At 63.4% G+C, this 17,878-nt stretch carries 21 protein-coding genes; 12 read left to right on the top strand and 9 right to left on the bottom strand.

The window, feature by feature from the left end; translation table 11 throughout:
* The first annotated feature begins 53 nt into the window (after nucleotides 1-53).
* The 3 genes from ACP7AX_RS07815 to holA all read left to right on the top strand — a co-directional run bounded on the left by ACP7AX_RS07815 (nucleotide 54) and on the right by holA (nucleotide 3,946).
* Nucleotides 54-935 (top strand): ComEA family DNA-binding protein, encoded by an 882-nt coding sequence (locus ACP7AX_RS07815; RefSeq protein WP_426226014.1) that lies wholly within the window; start codon nucleotides 54-56, stop codon nucleotides 933-935.
* 99 nt (nucleotides 936-1,034) lie between these two features.
* The gene (locus ACP7AX_RS07810; protein WP_426226013.1) at nucleotides 1,035-2,996 is read left to right on the top strand and encodes a ComEC/Rec2 family competence protein; all 1,962 of its coding nucleotides are present in this window, start codon (nucleotides 1,035-1,037) and stop codon (nucleotides 2,994-2,996) included.
* Entirely contained in the window at nucleotides 2,930-3,946 is a 1,017-nt protein-coding gene (holA, locus tag ACP7AX_RS07805) for a DNA polymerase III subunit delta (RefSeq protein ID WP_426226012.1), read from the top strand. The genes ACP7AX_RS07810 and holA overlap by 67 nt, the downstream gene beginning before the upstream one ends.
* A gap of 92 nt (nucleotides 3,947-4,038) precedes the next feature.
* Here the strand turns inward: holA and rpsT are convergent, their stop codons facing one another.
* Together rpsT and ACP7AX_RS07795 are read right to left on the bottom strand one after the other, a co-directional pair.
* Nucleotides 4,039-4,299, bottom strand: coding sequence for a 30S ribosomal protein S20 (gene rpsT / locus ACP7AX_RS07800; protein WP_108598327.1), 261 nt, complete (start codon nucleotides 4,297-4,299; stop codon nucleotides 4,039-4,041).
* A gap of 193 nt (nucleotides 4,300-4,492) precedes the next feature.
* Nucleotides 4,493-4,975 (bottom strand): type II toxin-antitoxin system PemK/MazF family toxin, encoded by a 483-nt coding sequence (locus ACP7AX_RS07795; protein WP_426226011.1) that lies wholly within the window; start codon nucleotides 4,973-4,975, stop codon nucleotides 4,493-4,495.
* Between ACP7AX_RS07795 and ACP7AX_RS07790 the strand changes: the two genes are divergently transcribed.
* The 4 genes from ACP7AX_RS07790 (at nucleotide 4,929) to ACP7AX_RS07775 (ending at nucleotide 7,606) form a co-directional block, all read left to right on the top strand.
* Entirely contained in the window at nucleotides 4,929-5,285 is a 357-nt protein-coding gene (locus ACP7AX_RS07790) for a PadR family transcriptional regulator (protein ID WP_131681551.1), read from the top strand. The two genes, ACP7AX_RS07795 and ACP7AX_RS07790, sit on opposite strands and share 47 nt — an antisense overlap.
* A gap of 314 nt (nucleotides 5,286-5,599) precedes the next feature.
* Entirely contained in the window at nucleotides 5,600-5,845 is a 246-nt protein-coding gene (locus ACP7AX_RS07785; RefSeq protein ID WP_131681550.1) for a hypothetical protein, read from the top strand.
* 127 nt (nucleotides 5,846-5,972) lie between these two features.
* Nucleotides 5,973-6,776: an APH(3') family aminoglycoside O-phosphotransferase gene (locus tag ACP7AX_RS07780; protein WP_131681881.1), complete on the top strand. Its 804-nt coding sequence runs from the start codon at nucleotides 5,973-5,975 to the stop codon at nucleotides 6,774-6,776.
* A 107-nt stretch (nucleotides 6,777-6,883) separates the two neighbouring features.
* A complete protein-coding gene (locus ACP7AX_RS07775; RefSeq protein ID WP_131681549.1) occupies nucleotides 6,884-7,606 on the top strand; it encodes a class I SAM-dependent methyltransferase in 723 nt (240 codons plus the stop codon).
* Nucleotides 7,607-7,630: 24 nt separating this feature from the next.
* Here the strand turns inward: ACP7AX_RS07775 and ACP7AX_RS07770 are convergent, their stop codons facing one another.
* From ACP7AX_RS07770 to ACP7AX_RS07755, 4 genes are all read right to left on the bottom strand, one after another.
* Nucleotides 7,631-8,095, bottom strand: a complete 465-nt coding sequence (locus ACP7AX_RS07770; protein WP_426226010.1) for a hypothetical protein — start codon at nucleotides 8,093-8,095, stop codon at nucleotides 7,631-7,633.
* A gap of 97 nt (nucleotides 8,096-8,192) precedes the next feature.
* A complete protein-coding gene (locus ACP7AX_RS07765) occupies nucleotides 8,193-8,714 on the bottom strand; it encodes an adenylyl-sulfate kinase (RefSeq protein WP_426226009.1) in 522 nt (173 codons plus the stop codon).
* Nucleotides 8,715-8,807: 93 nt separating this feature from the next.
* Nucleotides 8,808-9,335 carry a GNAT family N-acetyltransferase gene (locus ACP7AX_RS07760; protein ID WP_426226008.1) on the bottom strand — a complete coding sequence of 176 codons (528 nt, stop codon included), beginning with the start codon at nucleotides 9,333-9,335 and terminating at the stop codon, nucleotides 8,808-8,810.
* A 94-nt stretch (nucleotides 9,336-9,429) separates the two neighbouring features.
* Nucleotides 9,430-9,816, bottom strand: a complete 387-nt coding sequence (locus tag ACP7AX_RS07755) for a YunG family protein (RefSeq protein ID WP_131681548.1) — start codon at nucleotides 9,814-9,816, stop codon at nucleotides 9,430-9,432.
* 99 nt (nucleotides 9,817-9,915) lie between these two features.
* Between ACP7AX_RS07755 and ACP7AX_RS07750 the strand changes: the two genes are divergently transcribed.
* Together ACP7AX_RS07750 and ACP7AX_RS07745 are read left to right on the top strand one after the other, a co-directional pair.
* A complete protein-coding gene (locus ACP7AX_RS07750) occupies nucleotides 9,916-10,605 on the top strand; it encodes an SDR family NAD(P)-dependent oxidoreductase (protein WP_131681547.1) in 690 nt (229 codons plus the stop codon).
* 37 nt (nucleotides 10,606-10,642) lie between these two features.
* On the top strand, nucleotides 10,643-11,152 hold the full coding sequence (locus tag ACP7AX_RS07745) for a GNAT family N-acetyltransferase (protein WP_131681546.1): 510 nt from the start codon (nucleotides 10,643-10,645) through the stop codon (nucleotides 11,150-11,152).
* 520 nt (nucleotides 11,153-11,672) lie between these two features.
* Here ACP7AX_RS07745 and ACP7AX_RS07740 read toward each other — a convergent pair.
* Both ACP7AX_RS07740 and ACP7AX_RS07735 read right to left on the bottom strand, forming a co-directional pair.
* On the bottom strand, nucleotides 11,673-12,662 hold the full coding sequence (locus ACP7AX_RS07740; protein ID WP_426226007.1) for a DUF5677 domain-containing protein: 990 nt from the start codon (nucleotides 12,660-12,662) through the stop codon (nucleotides 11,673-11,675).
* 125 nt (nucleotides 12,663-12,787) lie between these two features.
* A complete protein-coding gene (locus ACP7AX_RS07735; RefSeq protein ID WP_131681544.1) occupies nucleotides 12,788-13,312 on the bottom strand; it encodes an AAA family ATPase in 525 nt (174 codons plus the stop codon).
* A gap of 173 nt (nucleotides 13,313-13,485) precedes the next feature.
* Here ACP7AX_RS07735 and ACP7AX_RS07730 point away from each other — a divergent pair, with 173 nt between their 5' ends.
* Complete coding sequence (locus ACP7AX_RS07730) at nucleotides 13,486-14,061, top strand: recombinase family protein (protein WP_426226006.1); 576 nt, start codon at nucleotides 13,486-13,488, stop codon at nucleotides 14,059-14,061.
* Between the two features lie 431 nt (nucleotides 14,062-14,492).
* Entirely contained in the window at nucleotides 14,493-15,401 is a 909-nt protein-coding gene (gene dprA, locus ACP7AX_RS07725; RefSeq protein ID WP_426226005.1) for a DNA-processing protein DprA, read from the top strand.
* Nucleotides 15,402-15,684: 283 nt separating this feature from the next.
* Here dprA and ACP7AX_RS07720 read toward each other — a convergent pair whose 3' ends face one another.
* Nucleotides 15,685-15,909 carry a hypothetical protein gene (locus ACP7AX_RS07720; RefSeq protein ID WP_364275805.1) on the bottom strand — a complete coding sequence of 75 codons (225 nt, stop codon included), beginning with the start codon at nucleotides 15,907-15,909 and terminating at the stop codon, nucleotides 15,685-15,687.
* A 799-nt stretch (nucleotides 15,910-16,708) separates the two neighbouring features.
* On the opposite strand from ACP7AX_RS07720, the gene ACP7AX_RS07715 reads away from it, so the two are divergent.
* The gene (locus ACP7AX_RS07715) at nucleotides 16,709-17,734 is read left to right on the top strand and encodes a DUF4192 domain-containing protein (protein WP_426226004.1); all 1,026 of its coding nucleotides are present in this window, start codon (nucleotides 16,709-16,711) and stop codon (nucleotides 17,732-17,734) included.
* Nucleotides 17,735-17,878 lie beyond the last annotated feature (144 nt).

The raw sequence follows: 17,878 nt of genomic DNA, 5'->3' as shown, positions 1-17,878 counted from the left end.
ATAGGGCGGCTCCGTTCTGTCGCTGGCCCCGGCGATTCCCTAGCGTGGGGGTTATGTCACGCCGGGACGCTGGAGCTGCACGCCAGGAGGCACGTCATGCCCGGGACCGGCTGCAGTCATCGCTGGGCGGCGGTGGCCTCCTCCTGACCGGCGGAGAGCCTTTCGAGTACGACGGCGGAACGCGCGAAGGAGCCGAGGGCACGGATTCCGGTGTTGGCGGTGAGCCCGGGACGGGCACGGGGCAAACCGGCCCTGCCCTGCGGTGGCGGATTGGGTTCAAGGTGGCCCTCCTTATTGGGGCGCTGGCAGTCCTGGGCGGTGGTTGGTTCTGGTGGCAGGTGGCGGCCGGGCAGCCTGAAGTGGTGCCGCTGAGTGACGTCTCACCCCAGGGCACCGTTTCCGCAGATCAGGGGGCGCTCCCTGAGAACGAGCCGGAGGGGCCGGACCCGCCCGAGGCGCCCGGTGCAGGTGGCATTCCCGGCGTTGTGATCATCCATGTGGCCGGTGCCGTCACCACGCCCGGGGTTGTGCAGCTACCGGCCGGCAGCAGGGTGCACCAGGCCATTGCGGCCGCGGGCGGCGGCACACCGGCCGCGGACCTCAACAGGCTCAACCTGGCAGCCGTGCTCGCCGACGGGGAAAAGCTCTACGTGCCCCAGGCGGGCGAACAGATCCCCGCCGGCCAGGCCGGTAGCGGCGCACAGCCGTCCGCTGGGGACGCGGGGAGCGGCGGCGCCGCAGCAGGGAAAGTCAATTTGAACACGGCAGGCGTCGAAGAACTGGACTCCCTCCCGAAGGTGGGGCCCGTCCTGGCCCAGCGGATCGTGGACTGGCGCAAGGAACATGGCCTGTTCAAAGCTGTTGAGGAGCTCGATGCCGTGGACGGTGTGGGCCCGAAGATGCTCGAAACACTCCTGCCTTTGGTGGGCATCTAGATGGCCGCCCGCAGCCGGTGGAGCCGCTTCGTCGACTCGGCAGTGCAGGGCCACGAAGCCCCTGCGGGTTCCGAGAGCGGTGGGCGCCAAGGCGCGCCGGTGACAGGGACGCGAAAACCGGGCCAGATCCGCAGCACGCATCCCGGCAGCGGGAACAGCAGCTTCGTGGGGTCAACCGGCGGCAGGCTGGGTGCTGCCAGGCTGGGTGCTGCCAGGCTGGGGGCCGCCCAACTGGGGGAGCACGTCGGGAAGAAGCTGCGGGGCCAGGAGCGGATTGCCCCGAGCGACACGCCCCGGCGAAGAACTGACGTCAGGCTGGCACTTCCTGCGCTGCTCGTCTGGGGCGCAGCCGTGGCCGGCGTCTGGTTCAGCCCGGTCGTGTTGCTGCTGGTGTGCTGCAGTTCGCTGCTCGTGGCAGCCTTCCTGCTGGGCAGGGCTGCCCGCGGCAGGACGCTTGCTGCCGGGCGGCGCAGTTTCTTGATGACCACCGCCATCGCCCTGATGCTTGCCGCCGCAACAGCCTCCCACTCTGCGGTATCTTCGTCGCAGCGCACTGACGGTCCCTTTGCCGAAGCTGTCGCGTCCGGCCGGTCCGTAGTGGCGGTCCTTGAAGTCACTGGCTCGCCGCGGGCCATGGCAGTCCCGGGGAGTTCGGGGTCCGGCCGATGGTCGGTGCCCGCGCAGACCCAGGAGGTCACTGTCAGCGGTCAGATCATCCGCACCCGCGCACGGCTGGTGGTGATGGGCGGAAAAGGGTGGGGAAACCTGGTTCCCGGCCAAGTGGTCCGCGCCGCAGGCAAACTGAAGCCTGCAGATCCCGGGCAGGAGGAAGCCGCGGTCCTCGCGGCGTCGCTCTCGCCCGGCGCCGCAGGAAGCGGGACCCTCGGCAGCGGGGCCCGGGGCTGGGAAGTCGTGGCCAAAGAGTTGCGTGGACGCTATGTGGCAGCAGCGGCTTTCCTTGCCCACGATCCTGCCGGCCTCCTGCCGGGCATGGTCACCGGAGATACCAGCGCGTTGGACGAAGGACTCAATGCCTCGATGAAAGCCGTCGGCATGACGCACCTGACGGCGGTGAGCGGAGCGAACTGCAGCCTTGTCCTGGGCGCCCTGCTGGTTCTGGCCCGAAGCCTGCGCCTTCCCCGGGTTCCCGCTGCCGGGCTGGCGCTTGCCGGCCTGGGAATGTTCGTGGTGCTTGTGGGCCCGGACGCCAGCGTGCTGAGGGCCGCGTTGATGGGCTCGATTGCGCTGGCCTCGCTGGCAGGCGGACGTACGGGCCGCGGGCTCAGCTTCCTCTGCTTGGCGGTCATGGGACTGCTGTTGCTTGACCCGGGCCTGGGAACCAGCTTCGGCTTCCTGCTGTCAGTCCTGGCCACCCTGGGCATCATTGTGCTGGGCCGCAAAATGATCGATTGGACCCCTGCCGTGGTTCCGCGCTGGGCCGCAGCAGCCGGGGCGGTACCGTTGTCCGCCCAGCTGCTGTGCGGGCCTGTCATCGTGCTCCTGCAACCGCAGTTCTCCACATACTCGCTACTGGCGAACATCCTTGCAGCCCCGCTCGTGGCGCCGGTGACGCTCCTGGGCACCGCCGCCGTGCCTTTGCTGGTGTTTGCGCCCTGGGCGGCCACCACCTTGATTGCCGTAGCGGGCACGTTCAGCGCAGGCGTTGCCGGGACAGCCCGGATGACCGCGGGTCTGCCAGGCGCCTCCCTGCCTTGGCCCGAGGGTATCTTCGGCCTGGCCACCATGGTGCTGCTCTCCGTGCTCACACTGGCCGGTGTCTGGCTTGCCGTCCGGCCGCGCCAGGTGCTCCGCATGGTCCTGGCCCTGCACGCGCGCACGGTGGCGATGCTCGAACGTGTGGAACGCTTGTTGCGAACTACGCGGGAGCAACCCAATGGGCAGCGCGGGCCCGCGAACTCAGTCCGCGGCTTGGAAGGCGCCCGCGGCCATGGCAGGCTTAGATACCGCACGAAAATTTCCGGAAGGAATCCACCATGGCCGCGGCCCAAAGCACACGAACCAAAGCGCAGCCGGCGAACACCGCCTCCTGGCGGGACGTAACCCCTGCAGCGGTTGTGCTGGTGGGCGGTCCCGAGGAATACCTTGGCATCCGCGCCATGGACCACATCCGCTCCCAGGTGCGTGCGGCCTTCCCGGACGTTGAGATCAGCAATTTGATTGCCGGCGCCTACGAGCCGGGCGCCCTCGCGATGAACGTCAGCCCCTCACTCTTCGGCGAGCAGAAACTGATTGAAGTCGAAGGCGTAGAAGCAATGAACGATGCCTTCCTGGCCGACGCCCTCGCTTACCTCGCCCACCCCGAGCCCGAAGCAGTCCTGGTCCTCAGGCACTCCGGGGGAGTCCGTGGCAAGAAGCTCCTCGACGCGGTCAAGAGCGGCGGCTGGCCGGTGGTGGACTGCCAGCCGCTGAAGAAGGATGCCGACAAGGCAGCTTTCGTCTCCACGGAATTCAGGACCGCCGGGCGGAGGATCAGCTCTGACGCTGTGCAGGCCCTGGTCAACGCCGTCGGCGCCAACCTTTCGGAGCTCGCGGCGGCCTGCAGCCAGCTGATTGCGGATGCCACCGGAGCAGTGACCCCGGAGGTGGTGGACCGGTACTACGGTGGCCGCATTGAAGCCACGGCTTTCAAAGTCGCAGATGCCGCGATGGCGGGGAACGGCCCCGTGGCGCTTTCCACCCTTCGCCACGCTTTGGCCACCGGAGCTGATCCGGTACCGATCGTGGCGGCGTTGGCAGCCAAGCTCCGGACCGTGGCAAAAGTCGCCGGCGCACACGGATCCCCGGCGCAGATCGCCCGCGAGCTGGGCATGCAGCCCTGGCTGGTGGAGCAGGCCCAACGCGATGTGCGCCGCTGGACGCCCGAAAGCCTGGTCCGCTCCATCCAGGCGACGGCAGAAGCCGATGCCCAGGTCAAGGGCCTCTCGCGCGATCCGGTGTACGCCGTTGAGCACGCTGTCACTATTATCGCAACGTCGGCGCAGCGGCACTGACGCAGTTCGTTGGCCGGCACACGCTTAAAGAGTTGAGGCCGGCACCCAGTCGGGTGCCGGCCTCAATCATCAGTTCAACAGAACTGGAAACCTTACAGTGCGTTGACCTTCTTGGAGATCGCCGACTTGCGGTTCGCTGCGTTGTTCTTGTGCAGAACACCCTTGCTGACAGCCTTGTCCAGCTTGCGGCCGGCAGCAACCAGGGCAGCAGTAGCTGCATCCTTGTCGGTGGACTCAACGGCGGTGTTGACGGCGCGGATGGCCGTCTTCAGCTCAGACTTGACTGCGTTGTTGCGCAGGCGGGCCTTCTCGTTGGTGAGGATGCGCTTCTTCTGGGACTTGATATTAGCCACGTGTGAACTCTCTTTTTAATGCGGAAATGGTCTAGAGGGCTTTCAGATTGGCCATTGACTGAGCGGCGTGGGGATACCTATGGCGGCCAACCATCAGTGGCCGTCGACCTGCACGGACACACAGCTATAAAGAATAGCAGACCCGCTGCCGGACTGGCCATTTGACCAAGTTGCTGCCAGCTGTGTCGGTGCCCTACTCCCAGCCGTGCAGGCGCCGCAGTCCAGCGGCTACCGCCTCGAAGCGCTTCCGTTCCAGCACGGCACCCTCGCGCCGGATGCTGTCCGGGCTGATCTGCAGGACCCGCACCAGGTTCGCTTCGCTGGGCCGTTGCTGCCGGTCCCAGTTGCCGGTCCCGATATCCACGTAGTCTTCGGACCTGTGGCCGCCCTGATCGTGGTCCTTGCTGGTCAGCATCAGCCCCAGCAGGTGAGGACCGTTGTGGCCGACCAAAAGAACGGGCCGGTCCTTGCCTTTGCTGTGGTCCTCTTCATACGGCACCCAGGTCCAGACGACTTCGCCCGGATCCGGGTTCCCGTCAGGATGCGGCGCGTAACGGACGGAGGAGGTGCCCCGGAAGTCGCCGGGGTAGCCGCCGGCCAATACGGGCGGAACAGCGGCCCGGCCGGCTATGGGCCGTAGAAAGCAGGGAACGCTACTTCCACTAGAGGTGCACATCCTGGAGATCGTTGAAGAGTCGAAACTCGCTGGCCGGCAGGCTTACGGCTTCTCTCTCGCCAACACACTCGCAGCAAAAGGCGGAACGATGCTGGCAGCTCACGGGACACTGTACAAAGCTTTATCGAGACTGAGTGACGCGGGGTTTTTGGAAGCCGAGTGGGAAAGCCCAGAGATTGCAGAACGCGAAGGACGTCCCCGGCGCCGCCTTTACAGCATCACAGCACCAGGGAAAGCTGCACTCCAGCTAGCGCAAGTGGCGCCAGTGCGGAACCCGGTTCCGACTCAACTGAGGCCGGCGCGCGCATGAGTGACCCGCGGCGGTACCTGGAATCGTGGACAGCAAACGCTGTTTTGTGGTGGGTCACCACCTACACCCGCTCAGTTCCAAAACAGATCGCTGAGGGCCGGCGGGAGGAGCTGCTGTCGGACCTTTACGAGCAATATGCAGCAGCAGCCAGCAGCGGTCATACGCGGAAGGCGGCCAGTCGATCCATTGCATGGCGTGCCCTCCGGGGTGCGTTGGCAGATCTGCGTTGGGGAAGAGTCCATAACCAGCGAAAGGCAGGAGCTATGCACACGACGACAGGAGGCCCTGAAAAGAGCCAGGGCTTTTTTCGAGGCATGAACGCAGTCTGGACCATTTTCGCCGTAGCCTTTGTAGTCAGCTTTGGCGCCTGGCTCCTCGAGTACTTCATCTTCAATGGTCACTTGCTGGGACACGTCGTACTCGAGGATGGGTCGGGCTATGGTATTTCCGGTCTCCTCATCCTGGGAATAGCAATTGCCTTCGTCATCGCGCGATATGCCCAGATCGTGGCTCAGCTGATAGTCCGCAAGCGGCATTCACAGAATCCAAACCTTCCCTAGTGCACTTCAGGGCCCGTGAAGATCGTGGTCATGCGGCTAGTTTGTCAGAGCTTCAGAACCGTGTCCGTAAGCCGATCCGTTAGCGGACGGTAGCTCCGGGCAGGGTGTGTCCTACGATCGAGAAGTGATAGAAGAACAGGTCAAGACGCTTCGACGACGGTATCCGGGTTACGACTGGACCCCGATCAGCGTCGGCTGCTCTGGGGCACTGGTTTATAGGCTGGATGGACCCAACGACCTGTACGTGAAGGTTGGCACCCTGACCAACCACAGGGACACCGGATTCGACTTGGGGGCCGAAGAAGAGCGTCTGCGTTGGCTTGCCCAGATTGGAATTCCCACTCCCGAGGTCGTGGACTACGACATCTCTAACGACTGCGCGTGGTTAATCACCACGGCAGTGCCGGGTCGTTCAGCTGCCGATCACTGGCCAGCCGACCAGCGCCCAAAAGTCATTGACGCACTAGCAGATTTCACTCAAACCCTGCACGGCCTACCAATCGAGGACTGCCCCTTCGAACGAAGCCTCGCCGTCACTATGCCCGCCGCCGCCCACGCAGTTGTGCAGGACCTGGTTGATTCGGACCGGCTCGACCCCGCTTATGCGCATTGGACGCCGCAACAATTGCTCGATGAGGCTTATGCCACCGTTCCCGCCTTCGAAGACCTCGTCGTCTGCCACGGCGATCTTTGCCTTCCCAACGTACTGCTCGACCCTGACACTCTCAGGGTCACCGGGCTCATCGACGTTGGCCGCCTGGGGCGTGCCGACCGTTACGCCGACCTCGCCCTGGCCACCCGGAGTATCGCCAGCGCCCAGAACCCTCAGTACAGCGTTCACCACGCTGATCGTTACCTCAGCCGTTATGGCCTAGAACAGGCTGACACAAACCGCGTCACTTTCTACCGGCTCTTGGACCAGTTTTTCTAACGAGGCGGAAGCGGCCCCTGCGTCCGGTGGAGGATCGTCCTAAGGGCGTTGGGACGCGTAGCTTCCCAATAGCAGTGGTTCATGCGGTTCGCTATAGCCTCTGACTCATGACTGAATACGATCAGCGCCTCGTTGACCTCTATGACCAGGACAATCCTGATGGGCCTGATCACGATTTCTACCGCGCCCTTGCCAATGAGATCTTCGCTCGGGAGGTGCTCGATTTAGGATGCGGAACCGGCATCCTCACAGTCACTTTCTCAGTTGAAGAACGAAACATAGTGGGCATAGACCCGTCGTCCTCGATGCTCACCTACGCACAGCACAGGCAAGGCGCTGAGAACGTCGAGTGGATCCTCGGTGACAGCAGCACTATTCCGCGCAACGGATTCGACTATGCAGTGATGACGGGTAACGTCGCCCAGCACATTCCTGACGGGCAGTGGGAGCGCACTCTCGTTGAGCTGAGACAAGCCCTCAAGCAGGGTGGAACCCTCGCGTTCGAGAGTCGCAACCCAGCAACGCGAGAGTGGGAAAATTGGGCCTCGGATGGTCGCAGTACGCGGGAAACTTCGCATGGACCTCTGACCGAGTGGCAGGAGGTTTCAGAGATCGAACCAAATGTTGTCGAGCTGAAAGCTCACAACTTGTTCGCGGATACTCAGGACATCGTGACGGAAACACTGGTCCTGACCTTCCGAAGTCGACGCCTCCTTGAGGAGCAGCTCCACGCAGCAGGATTCGATGTTGAAGCAATCAACGGGACATGGAACCGAACCCCCTTCACTGAGGACAGCCCCCTCATCATCGTGATCGCCAAGGCACGCTGAGGGATCCTCAACCGGGCGCTCGATTTATAGCCCATTCCGGTAGCCCTGAAGGTAGCGTTCGCGAACCTCGAACCAATCGTTGGGTCCGGGCTTTCCGGGATAGGGCAACGGTGTCATCGCCAACCGCGGTGAAGGAATGACGCCCACCTGCCACTGATCTTCATAAATGATCTCACCAGGATCAGCTGAAGTTTCGCATTCCCAAAAGACGCTGTTTGCGTCAAGCATCTCTAGGAGCGGCTGAAGACGGTCCGGCATATCGTCGGCCTGCTCCTTGAACCAGGTAACCGCGCCGATGGAGTTCCCATCCGCATAAAACGGCGGGTTGGGCAGGTTCTCCTGAAACCAGGCATCGGTAAGGGCGTAGCGGGTGATTTCCTCCTCGCTGAGTCGCCCCACGCGGCGAAGATGGTCCACCGCCACGAATACGCCAACAGGGGCGCCCGTGCGCCCCACATAGTTCGACTGGAATCGTTGGAATTTCGCCATACCGGCATAATTCCACCTCCAGGTCTTCGCCACCTAGCCAATCGAGCTGCACGCCCGTATACCGATGCCTGACCGGACATCACCCGAAGGTTAGTCCTCAAGCCCAAGCAGTGAGAGCCAGGAGATTGTCTGCGACGTTTAAGGGATCGAGATCGTCGGTATCAATCCGGTGCACAGAGGCAGGAGCTTCTTCGTCGAGTCGGCTCGCCATGGCAACACTTCGCCCGAACAGGCTGGAGTCGATTGCTCCGTGATTCCGTCGTTCTAGCCTCGGGCGAGTATGCCCGTCACTGCTGCGCAAAAGGACAGCAGTGACAAGTGGATCATCGCCCATCGCCGCAGTGAGGCTCGGCAGTGTCAGGACGGCCGCGGTGTTCGTGTAGATCAGCCGGTGGTAACCAAGCGATCGATAGGCCGACCACATGCCGGCAAGGTTGTGCTCGGTGAGATTCACCTCAGGGAATGCAAGGTGCGGTGCTGGGTGAGCGAGATCGAGAAAATCCCCTTCGATGACGGCGTGCCTAATGTCCAACGCGACTAATCGTTCGTGGAGGGCAAGCGCGGCGGTTGACTTACCAACGCCCGAGCGGCCGCTAATGAAAAGAACGTGAGAGCGCATTGGTCCAATGTCCTCGTTGTGGCCAGTTCCACGCAAGGCGCTGCAGTTTGAAATTGTCAGGACCCGCGGTCTTTGCGCAGAGATTTGACGTGTTTAGGTGAGTGCGCGGTCGTACCAGTCATGGCCGTCGTCGCCAGTCTCAGCAGCAGGCGTCGTCAGCGTGAATCCGGCCCTGATTGCTACTGCAGCGGAGGACACATTTCCTGGTTTGACTCGTATGAGAGCCGACCGAACAGTAGCGAAGGGACCTAAGAACGCCAGAGCGAGGTTCACAGCACGAGTAGCGAACCCGCGGCCACGCCACTGAGGGTACAGCCCATAGGCTAGATTCGCCTGATCGGATCGGTAGGTGGCTTGGTTGAGTTGGACGTCAATTGTCCCGACCAGGGACTCATCGGTGGCAAGCCGAATGGCGAAAGTAAAAATGGGTCCGTGGTTTGCCCACATCTGTTCAACGTGCTCGAAATGCCGTTGAACGGATTCCGTTGTGCCTGGTCCGCCATTGAGCCAACGAACCAACTCGGCATCTTCGCCGGAAAGGTGGTCCACCGCATCCTCAACTCTTAGAGGGCGCAGCACAATGACACCGTCACTGAGGACAACCCCGCCAATCTCCGCCATGATCCAGATTCTAGATGCACTAGAGAAGGCGAAACCTACGCAACCGCAATGCCCGTACAAGGATCCTTCACCGGACGTTCCGTGAGCGAAAGAATCAGAGATTCAGCGCGGACAGCACTCTTGAGCGAAGTAACTGGTACTCGCTGGCGTACGCTCTTGGTCCTTCTGGGGGTCGGACGACGACACGGGGCTCCCCGATGACGCGGTGTCTTCTAAGTTGCTCTCGGGTGAGGTCGATCTCAAGACCGCCGGGGAAGCGGTTCCAGTAATGGACTTCGTCCTCCTCTTCGCCGCCTGTGACATCTGCGATGAGCAGATCACCGCCAAGCAGGTCTTGAACGACGAGAGCTGTGGGTCCGCACTGACCATGTGCCGCGTTGTCGGAGTGCCACTTAGCGAGGCCCTCGGCGTCGAGACAGGTTGTGTCTGCGCCCCAAGACAAACGGAATGCTCGCTCGAGTTCGAGCAATGTATGGCTCATGGCGACAGCGTAGCAAGGGACCTGCTGAACGGTGAGGGATCCTGTCATGACCAATAACCGGGGCGAAGAGTACATACTCCTTTCGAATAGCCTGTTCAAATGAGTAAGCTCGCCGTCATCACGGGTGCAAGCAGAGGACTCGGGCGTTCTCTGGTGCAGGAATTCGTTGCGTCCGGATGGGACGTCATCGCCATCACGAAGTCACCTTGGGCCGGCATGGACGAACCTGGTCCAGAGGGCGTTTCAGTCGTGCAATGGGATGTTCGTGCTGAGCCGGGCGAAGAACTCGCAGATACGGTCGCGGGGCGGCCGGTGGATTTGATTGTCAATAACGCCGCCGTGGGGGCGCCCCATGCCCCGCTCGGCTCCATAGATCCCGAAAGAGTGCTCAACTCAGTCGATGTAAACGTCGCCGGTCCGCTGCGATTGATCCAGTTCCTATTGCCGAACCTGCTTTCCGCTCCCGACCCGATCATCGTCAACGTCACCTCGCGGCTGGGCTCGCTGACCGCACAGGCCAACGGCGACTTCGCAGATCTGCCGACGAGCTATGCCTACAAGATCTCAAAGGCTGCGCAGAACATGCTGACTGTGTCCCTGGCCCACGACCTTCAGGGCAAAGTCCGCTGCTGGGCAGTCCATCCGGGGAAACTGGCAACCGGCATGGGACAGGCTGACGCGTCCAAGGAGCCCAGCACTGCCGCGCGTGAGCTTCGCGAGCTTGTCGACTCCGCCGACAGGACCTCGCCGCGGTTCTGTTCCCTTGGAGAGCAGGACCTCAGCTGGTGATCAGCATGGAGCGGCTTGCTGCGCTACAACTGTAGGGATGGAGAATCACGCCAGAGCCACGCAACCCCCGCCGTCTTTTTCTTTCCGCGAGGGAAGAATGGCCGATCACGCACGCTGCGCAGAACTTTGGATGAATGCCCTTGCTCTTCGTGATAGCACGCCCAGAGATCCCCAAGTAAAGCAGAGAGCCCTGGCGAAACTCACGGTGCCAGGCGGAATCCTTGCCGTCGCAGAAAGTGACTCCATGGTTCACGGGTTTGCGCTGGCAACAGACAGAACTCCGCCGAATGGCGTCGCTACAGCGCACCTGACGCTCCTTGCGGTGGACCCTACGATCCAGGCGCGCGGACTGGGCCGGGCCCTGCTGGCGGACACCACTCGCTCGCTTGAAATGGCGGGCTTCGTAGAGGCGACCCTTTCAGTGCTCGAAGAGAATGTCGCAGCCCGGAAGATCTACGAGGATGCTGGGTGGCAAGTGACAGGTAAGGGTGTATTCGAAGATTCGGGTCGTCCCTGCGTCCACTACCTGCTGAGTCTCCGTCACTGAGGTAGAGCCGGGAACCAGAAGCTGGCTTCAGATCCCCAGAACAGTCTCAGCCAGCTGCGCGGGCCGCTGATGAACGGTGAGTGGCCTACCTGGATGGGAGCGGCGCTGCTGCACCTGAGGGCCATCCTTTACCGCACGAGCTCTGCCGGCAGGGCGGCAAGATGCTCTGCCGTGGTGTCCAGCACCCGTGATCTACGGCAGTTGGAACAGAGGACGGCGACTGTGAGAGTGCCTGCCTGCGGACCTGAAACGGTTGGCGACGCAATTTCGAGGTGCAAGTCGTTGTCACACGTCGGGCACCAGGGGCGTTTTCCCCGCGGCTGATGTGTGTGGCGGGGGATGTAGTTGCCTGCCGCCGGGGTTGCGGTGGGGTTCATGGCAGGGTCGGCTAGCTGGTGAGAATATAGTCGGCGGCCGCAGGTCCGGTCATGCGCACGCCTTCTCCGGGGCCGATGCGAACATCGCCTAGCTGCGGGCACATTGCGGGCCACCCAAGGCGGGATAGGCGGGCCCCAATGGCTCACTCTCGTGGGAACTTCTCGATCGCATCACCGCAAAGGGTCATCAGGCTGCTACCTACGAGGCAGATCAACTCACAGAAATCGTTCAGTTCGGGTTCGAACCCGACGTGGGTGGCCCCTGCGAGATGAATCAGCGTTTCGAATGTCGGCCGCGCGACCGTCTCAATGAATCGCTCTGTTGGCCCACCTAGCCACTGACCGTCCTCCATGAGGACGGTGCCGCCGATACCGCCGGAGTCCCCGTGAACGATGCCGTGCGCACTAGCGACGAGAAGACGTCGGTGATCCAGACCGGCAAGTTTCTCCAGTGCCTCCATACTCGGGCGCATCCGGCGCCCCTTCGCATTCATCCCCATTAGGGGAATGGCCCAGCCATAAGGCTCACGGAACTTTGAGCTCGCGTTGGACACACCGTGGGTCTGCTCGAGCGCGGCAGCCTTCTTGGTGCGCGATGCCAGCTCTGCAGGCGCGACCGGACCAATGCCGTGCTCGTCGAAGTAAGCCGTGAGCCGTCGCGTCTGCACCACGAACCCGTGATCCAGATACCGCTGCGCGAGTGTAGCGTCGCGTTCGGCGATGACTTTGGCCGTGACCGCGGTCTCGTGAAGCGCGCGCCAACGGGCGGCCGCACCGGACCAGAATCCCGCCTGAAGCAAGACCTGAATCTCCTGCAACACGATGAGAGCGTTGAACTGCTGCAGTGCGAGCACGACCCGCACTGTCTGATGTGAATCGTTAGGATCAGCCGCGTCGACCTCGTCGAGCCGCTTCAGCATCATGAGGCCGTTCTGACCCATGGCAAAGATCGCGGCGTCGAGGGCGGCTAGCCCCTCGCTCCATCGCTTGGTGATGGCCTGGTTCACCTCAGCCGCATCGGTACGCCGCTTCTCGCGAGAGTCGGCCGCCGACCTTAGCGTGTCGTGCGCCATCCCCGTGGCGTTATTCTCCAAGAACTCGCGGAGCTCAGCAAGCGTGTCGAACCGGGGCATGACACCCATTCTTCCCTGACGAATCGTAGATTCGGGGCTTTTGTCCTAAGTCGCTGGCCGTCTAACCTGCGGCGTCCGGTGAAGGATCCCGCACGGGGCACACACGGCTGGGAAGTTCGGCGCGTTCACAACCCAAGCACGGAATTCGCGATCTGCCGAGCTGCTTGTTCCGGCGTGATGTGTGTGGTGTCGATGACTTCAGCTTCATCGTGCAGCCAGCTTCGGGCTGCCTCTGCGTAAGGCTCCAAGTAGGCGAAGCGGAACGTAGAGGGACCGAGAACTTGGTCGTTCTGTATGCGGTTGCGCAGTGTCTCCTGGTCGGCATGGAGCACGAAATGCCGGATCGGTATGCCGTACTCGGTGAGACCATCGCTGATCTCCCTCCAATAGCTTTCGATTAAGACAGTCATCGGCATCACCAGTGTGCCTCCGGTGTATTCGAGAACGCGCCGTGCGGTCTCGATAACAAGCGGCCGCCAAGGCTCCCAATGCTGGAAATTGTCCGTCGCTGGAAGTCCCGGCTTGATGTCCATGAGCACCTCGCCAACTTTTTCAGCGTCGAACACACGAGCCCCAGGCAGCAATTGCTGCACGAGCGCGCTGGTCGTAGTCTTTCCTGCGCCGTGGGTGCCATTGAGCCAAACAATCATGGGCCGAACTATAGCGACAAGAAGTGTCTATCTCGGGCGCCCGTAAGCCGGTCGATCACCGTGCCGGCGGAGCATGCCGACGCGTTCCGCGCGGTTGCTGACCTGGGCCATGTACGTAAGACCCGCACGGTGATCTGCACGGTGATGGGGGGATTACTGCAACCATGATTGTTATGACTGGAATGAAGATCGGCTACGCCCGCGTCTCGACGAACGACCAGGACCTGACGGCCCAACGAAACGCTCTCCTTGCCCTTGGCGTTGAAGAGAAGCAGATCTTCGTCGATCACGGCCTGACGGGAGCTAACCGTGTGCGGACTGGGCTTCGCGAAGCGATGGCGGCGTGCCGGGCTGGCGATACCCTCGTGGTCACAAAGCTCGACCGGCTGGCGCGCTCTCTTGCTGATGCCAGAGATATAGCCGACGAGCTGACAGCCAAAGGGGTAGTCCTCAGCCTCGGCGGCAGCACCCATGATCCGACTGACCCGGTAGGCCGGTTGCTATTCAACGTCCTGGGAATGGTGGCCGAGTTTGAGGCGGATTTGATCCGGATGCGCACCCGCGAGGGCATGGCGGTCGCAAAGGCGAAGGGGCGACTGAAAGGCAAACAACCAAAATTGTCCAAGACGCAGCGGAAGTACCTTCTGACACTGCACGATGCCGGAGAGCACACGCAGGCCGAGCTGGCCGAACTGTTCGGGGTCTCGCGGACAACTGTGTACCGCGAGCTTCAAAGGCGCACCATCTGAAGTCCGACGCGGTGTCCCTGCAAAGAGGGCCCACTTAGGGCTGAAAAAAGACTGACATTAGCGCTGCGATGTAAAGAATGAGCGGAAACACCCGACCGTCCGCGTCTCGTTCTACTGCACGGACGTCGCTTCGCTCGGGCTGTAGAAGCGTTTTTCCTGTTTTTTGCTGCTGTCCTGCGGATCGTACGTGCCCGCTCCACCGGCTCAACCGTCCTGCGGACGGCTGCGCAGCCGATGCCTTGTGTCCGGCGCTCCGCTTATTTCCTCCCACAACCCATCGTCTGCTTGCCCTTCGGGTTGCCCCGGCTCCGTCGGGCACAGCTACGCGATGCTCCGCCAGCAGGCAAAAAAACGCCCGGGGGAGAGGGGACGCTGGCCGGTCGCTTGAGCCGCCCCGCCCACCGGATCCTCAGCAAAGGACGAGAGAAACCATGAACGATCGCATTGCACGCGCAGCCCTGACCCGCTTGTTCGAACCCGGCGACCGTGTCGGCCGAGCCCTTGTGGGCAGGCTCGGCGCGTACGCCGCCTTGCGGCTTGCCACGGGCGCTCAGCCTGCACACGCCGTTCCGGAGGCCACGGTCGAAGAAATTTCGGAGGCATTGAAGCGGTGGGCTCCGCGGGTGCCGGACCTCGACCCCGAGAAGGACCTGGCCACCATGGAACGCCTGGGCGGCGGCTTCCTCATCCCGGGAGATGAGCGCTGGCCGGAAGGCCTGGACGATTTGCCCGACGCCCCGTACGGGCTGTGGTACCGGGGCAACATCGACAACGGCATCCCGGCGCCTTCGAAGTGTGTGGCCCTGACAGGTTCCCGCGACTCCACCAGCTACGGCGCCTCCGTTACAGGGGATATGGCTTACGGGTTGGCTCAGCGTGGAATCTGCGTGATTTCAGGGCTGGCCTACGGCATCGATGCACACGCGCACCGGGCCGCGTTGGCCGGTAGCAAGGGAGAAGGAGCGGCAACCCTCGCGGTGCTGGCCGGAGGCCTTGACCGGGACTACCCGTCCGGTAACGCTGACCTCGCGGCCGCGATCCGCGGCAACGGCCTGACCCTCTCAGAGCTCCCGCCCGGTTCTGCCCCGACCCGGTACCGGTTCTTGCAGAGGAACCGCATCATCGCCGCCCTCGCAGGGGTGACCTGTGTCGTGGAGGCCCGCTGGCGCTCAGGGGCGCTGAACACCGCCCACCACGCCGAAACTATCGCCCGGCATGTCGCGGCCGTCCCCGGGAGCGTGCACAGCGCCAACTCGGCAGGATGCCACCGGCTTCTGAAAGAAGGCGTGGCGGTGCTGGTGTCCGATGCGGCCGAAGTGGCCGAACTCCTCGCAGGCTAAGCCCGTCATGTGGCCGTCCCCTTTGTGGGGACGGTCATCGCGGGCGGTCCGCCGTCGTGGCCGGCTTGCGCTGTGGGCCGGGGGCGGCGGACCGCCATTCGCACACTCACGACCGGCGACCTCGGAGCACGCGCGGCCGCCGCAGCCAGGGAGGCCCGAAAGCAGACCCGGGTGCTGATGGAGGGTTCGCAGAGCTCACCAGGAAATGGCGTCCGCTGGCGCGGCCGGCTGCGGAGTCCATCGCCAGCTCCGCAAAGCTCCGCCGCCCCTGGACTTGTTCTAGCTACGCCGCGTTGCGACGGATGTTCTGCTCAGCGAGCCGCCGCCACAGCACGAGGGCAACAAAGCCGTTGAGGATGGCGATAAAAACATCACCCATGGCAGGGCGGCCAATGAACAGGTCGACGGCCACCAGCACCAGGGACCCCGATGCGGCCAGCACGAACACAACAACCAGAATCCGCAGGACACGGTGAGGGCGGCCGGCACGTGCGGCAGGATCACTCATTCTGGAAAGAACCCGCCGTTGCACGTCTCCCAACAGGTTCTCATCGTAGGGCGTGCGAGGCGCGAGACCTGTGCCTGGGCGGGAGCTTACTTCGGCGACGGATGGCCATCGCCGCCGCTGTCACCGCAACAGCGGGTATCAGAAGCACGACGGCGCCGGGACTCATTAATGCGCCAGCGCTGACGTACGCCAACAGCGAGAAGGCCCAGGTAAGAGCCGCGGCATACTCTGCGAGCACAGCTACCGAACCCCGCACTGCGGGATCACGGAAGGAAAGGAAGGCGCCATTTGCCGTGTTGTCCATGATCACTCCTTGCCGTACCAGCGATGACGTGGAGTAATGACACCACGAATGCACCGAGCATGCCAGAGTCGGTAGGTTTGCCAGCGCGTTCTGCCCTGGTCGATATGCGTGTTCGCAGAGCTCACACAGGAAAAGGGCGTCCGCTGGCGCGGCCGGCTGTTGGGTCCAGTGCCGGCTCCGCAGAGCTCCGCCGGCCCTGGCCCTGTTCTGTCTACGACGTTTTGGCTGCTGTCCTGACGGATTGTACGTGTCCGCTCCGGCCCGTCTAGCCCCTCCTTCGTCGGGGCCTGCGGCGCACGAAATTTCCCTGCGGCGCTCCTTCGTCGCTGATTTCCTCCGGGAATTTCCCGCCCCTTGCCCTTACGGGTAGACAGGCCTCCGTCGGCCACAGCTCCGCAAGCTTCGCCAGCAGCCAAAACAACGGGGGGAGAGGGGACGCTGGCCGGTCACCACAGCCGCCCCACCCACCATCATCCTCAGCAAAGGACTTTCAACATGAACGACGCAATCCGCATCTCCAGCCCCGCCGACATCCTCGGTTTCATCCCGCACTCACTCGGGTTCGTACCGCGGGAATCCTTTGTGTTCCTGACGATGCGGGGCAAGACGCTGGGCGCGACACTCCGCGTGGACGCCCCTGCGTCCGCGGAACCTGCCGGTTTCGCCCGCTCCATGAGGGAGTACCTCGCACTGGACACTCAGGCCACGGCAGTCCTGTTGGCCATCTACACGGCCAGCACCCCCGCGCCCGGGCAGCCCCGCCCCTTCCACGACCACGTCGAGGCCGTCATTGAGGCGCTGGACAGCGCAGGCACCCCGCTGCAGGACGCATGGCTGGTCACCCCGTCACACTGGCAAAACCTGCTGTGCGACAGCGACGCCGGGTGCTGCCCGCCCGAATCGCTGGAATCCATCACCGACGGGCAGCTGAACGCTGAACTGGTGTTCCGTGGCAGCAGCTACCAAAAGACGCCCGGCAGCAGCTACCCGCCGTTCGCAGGCCCGGCAGGCAGGGAGGAGCAGATCCGTTACGCGCTCTCGGGAGTGCTCGGCGCGGAGCTGGCTCCGGGCCGGGAACTCTGGGCCGAGGCCCTGACCCGGGGCGGCTGGATGGATCCGGAAACGGCGGTGGAGCTGTTGGCGTGCTTCCAGCGCCCGGACTTGCGAGACACGTTGTTCTGCAACGTGATCGACCCGGAGCTGCCGGACGCCGAGGGGAGCGGGAATCTGCTCGTGGGGGAGGGTACTGCCCCGGACTGGGACCGCGTGGACCGGGCACAGGAAACCGCCCGGGACCTCATCGACGCCGCGCCGGAAGGCTACCGGGCGCCACTGCTGACCTTGATCGGCTGGCTGGCGTACCTCAAAGGCCAATCGTCGGTAGCTGCAGACCACTTCCAGCTCGCTCTGGCTGATACACCCGGCTACCGGCTCGCCGAACTGATGGACCAGCTGGTGAGCAGGGGAACCATTGCCCCGGTCGCGAAGAACCAGGCAACCGCCTATAAGCGACACCGCTAGAAGGGTGGGGGCCGGACCGGGACAGCGGTCCGGCCCCCAAGTGCGCGGGCGGCCTCCCCCGCATGCGCTCCTCCGGCCGCCGGTTACGCTGGCGCGGGCGCAGCACCACAACCAGGCAACCACCGGACACCCGGACTACAGTGG

The organism is Pseudarthrobacter sp. DSP2-3-2b1 (genome assembly GCF_049895945.1).
Classification (GTDB): Bacteria; Actinomycetota; Actinomycetes; order Actinomycetales; family Micrococcaceae; genus Arthrobacter.
Note: the sequence above shows the minus strand (reverse complement) of the source record. Positions and strands in the feature narration are given on the sequence as shown.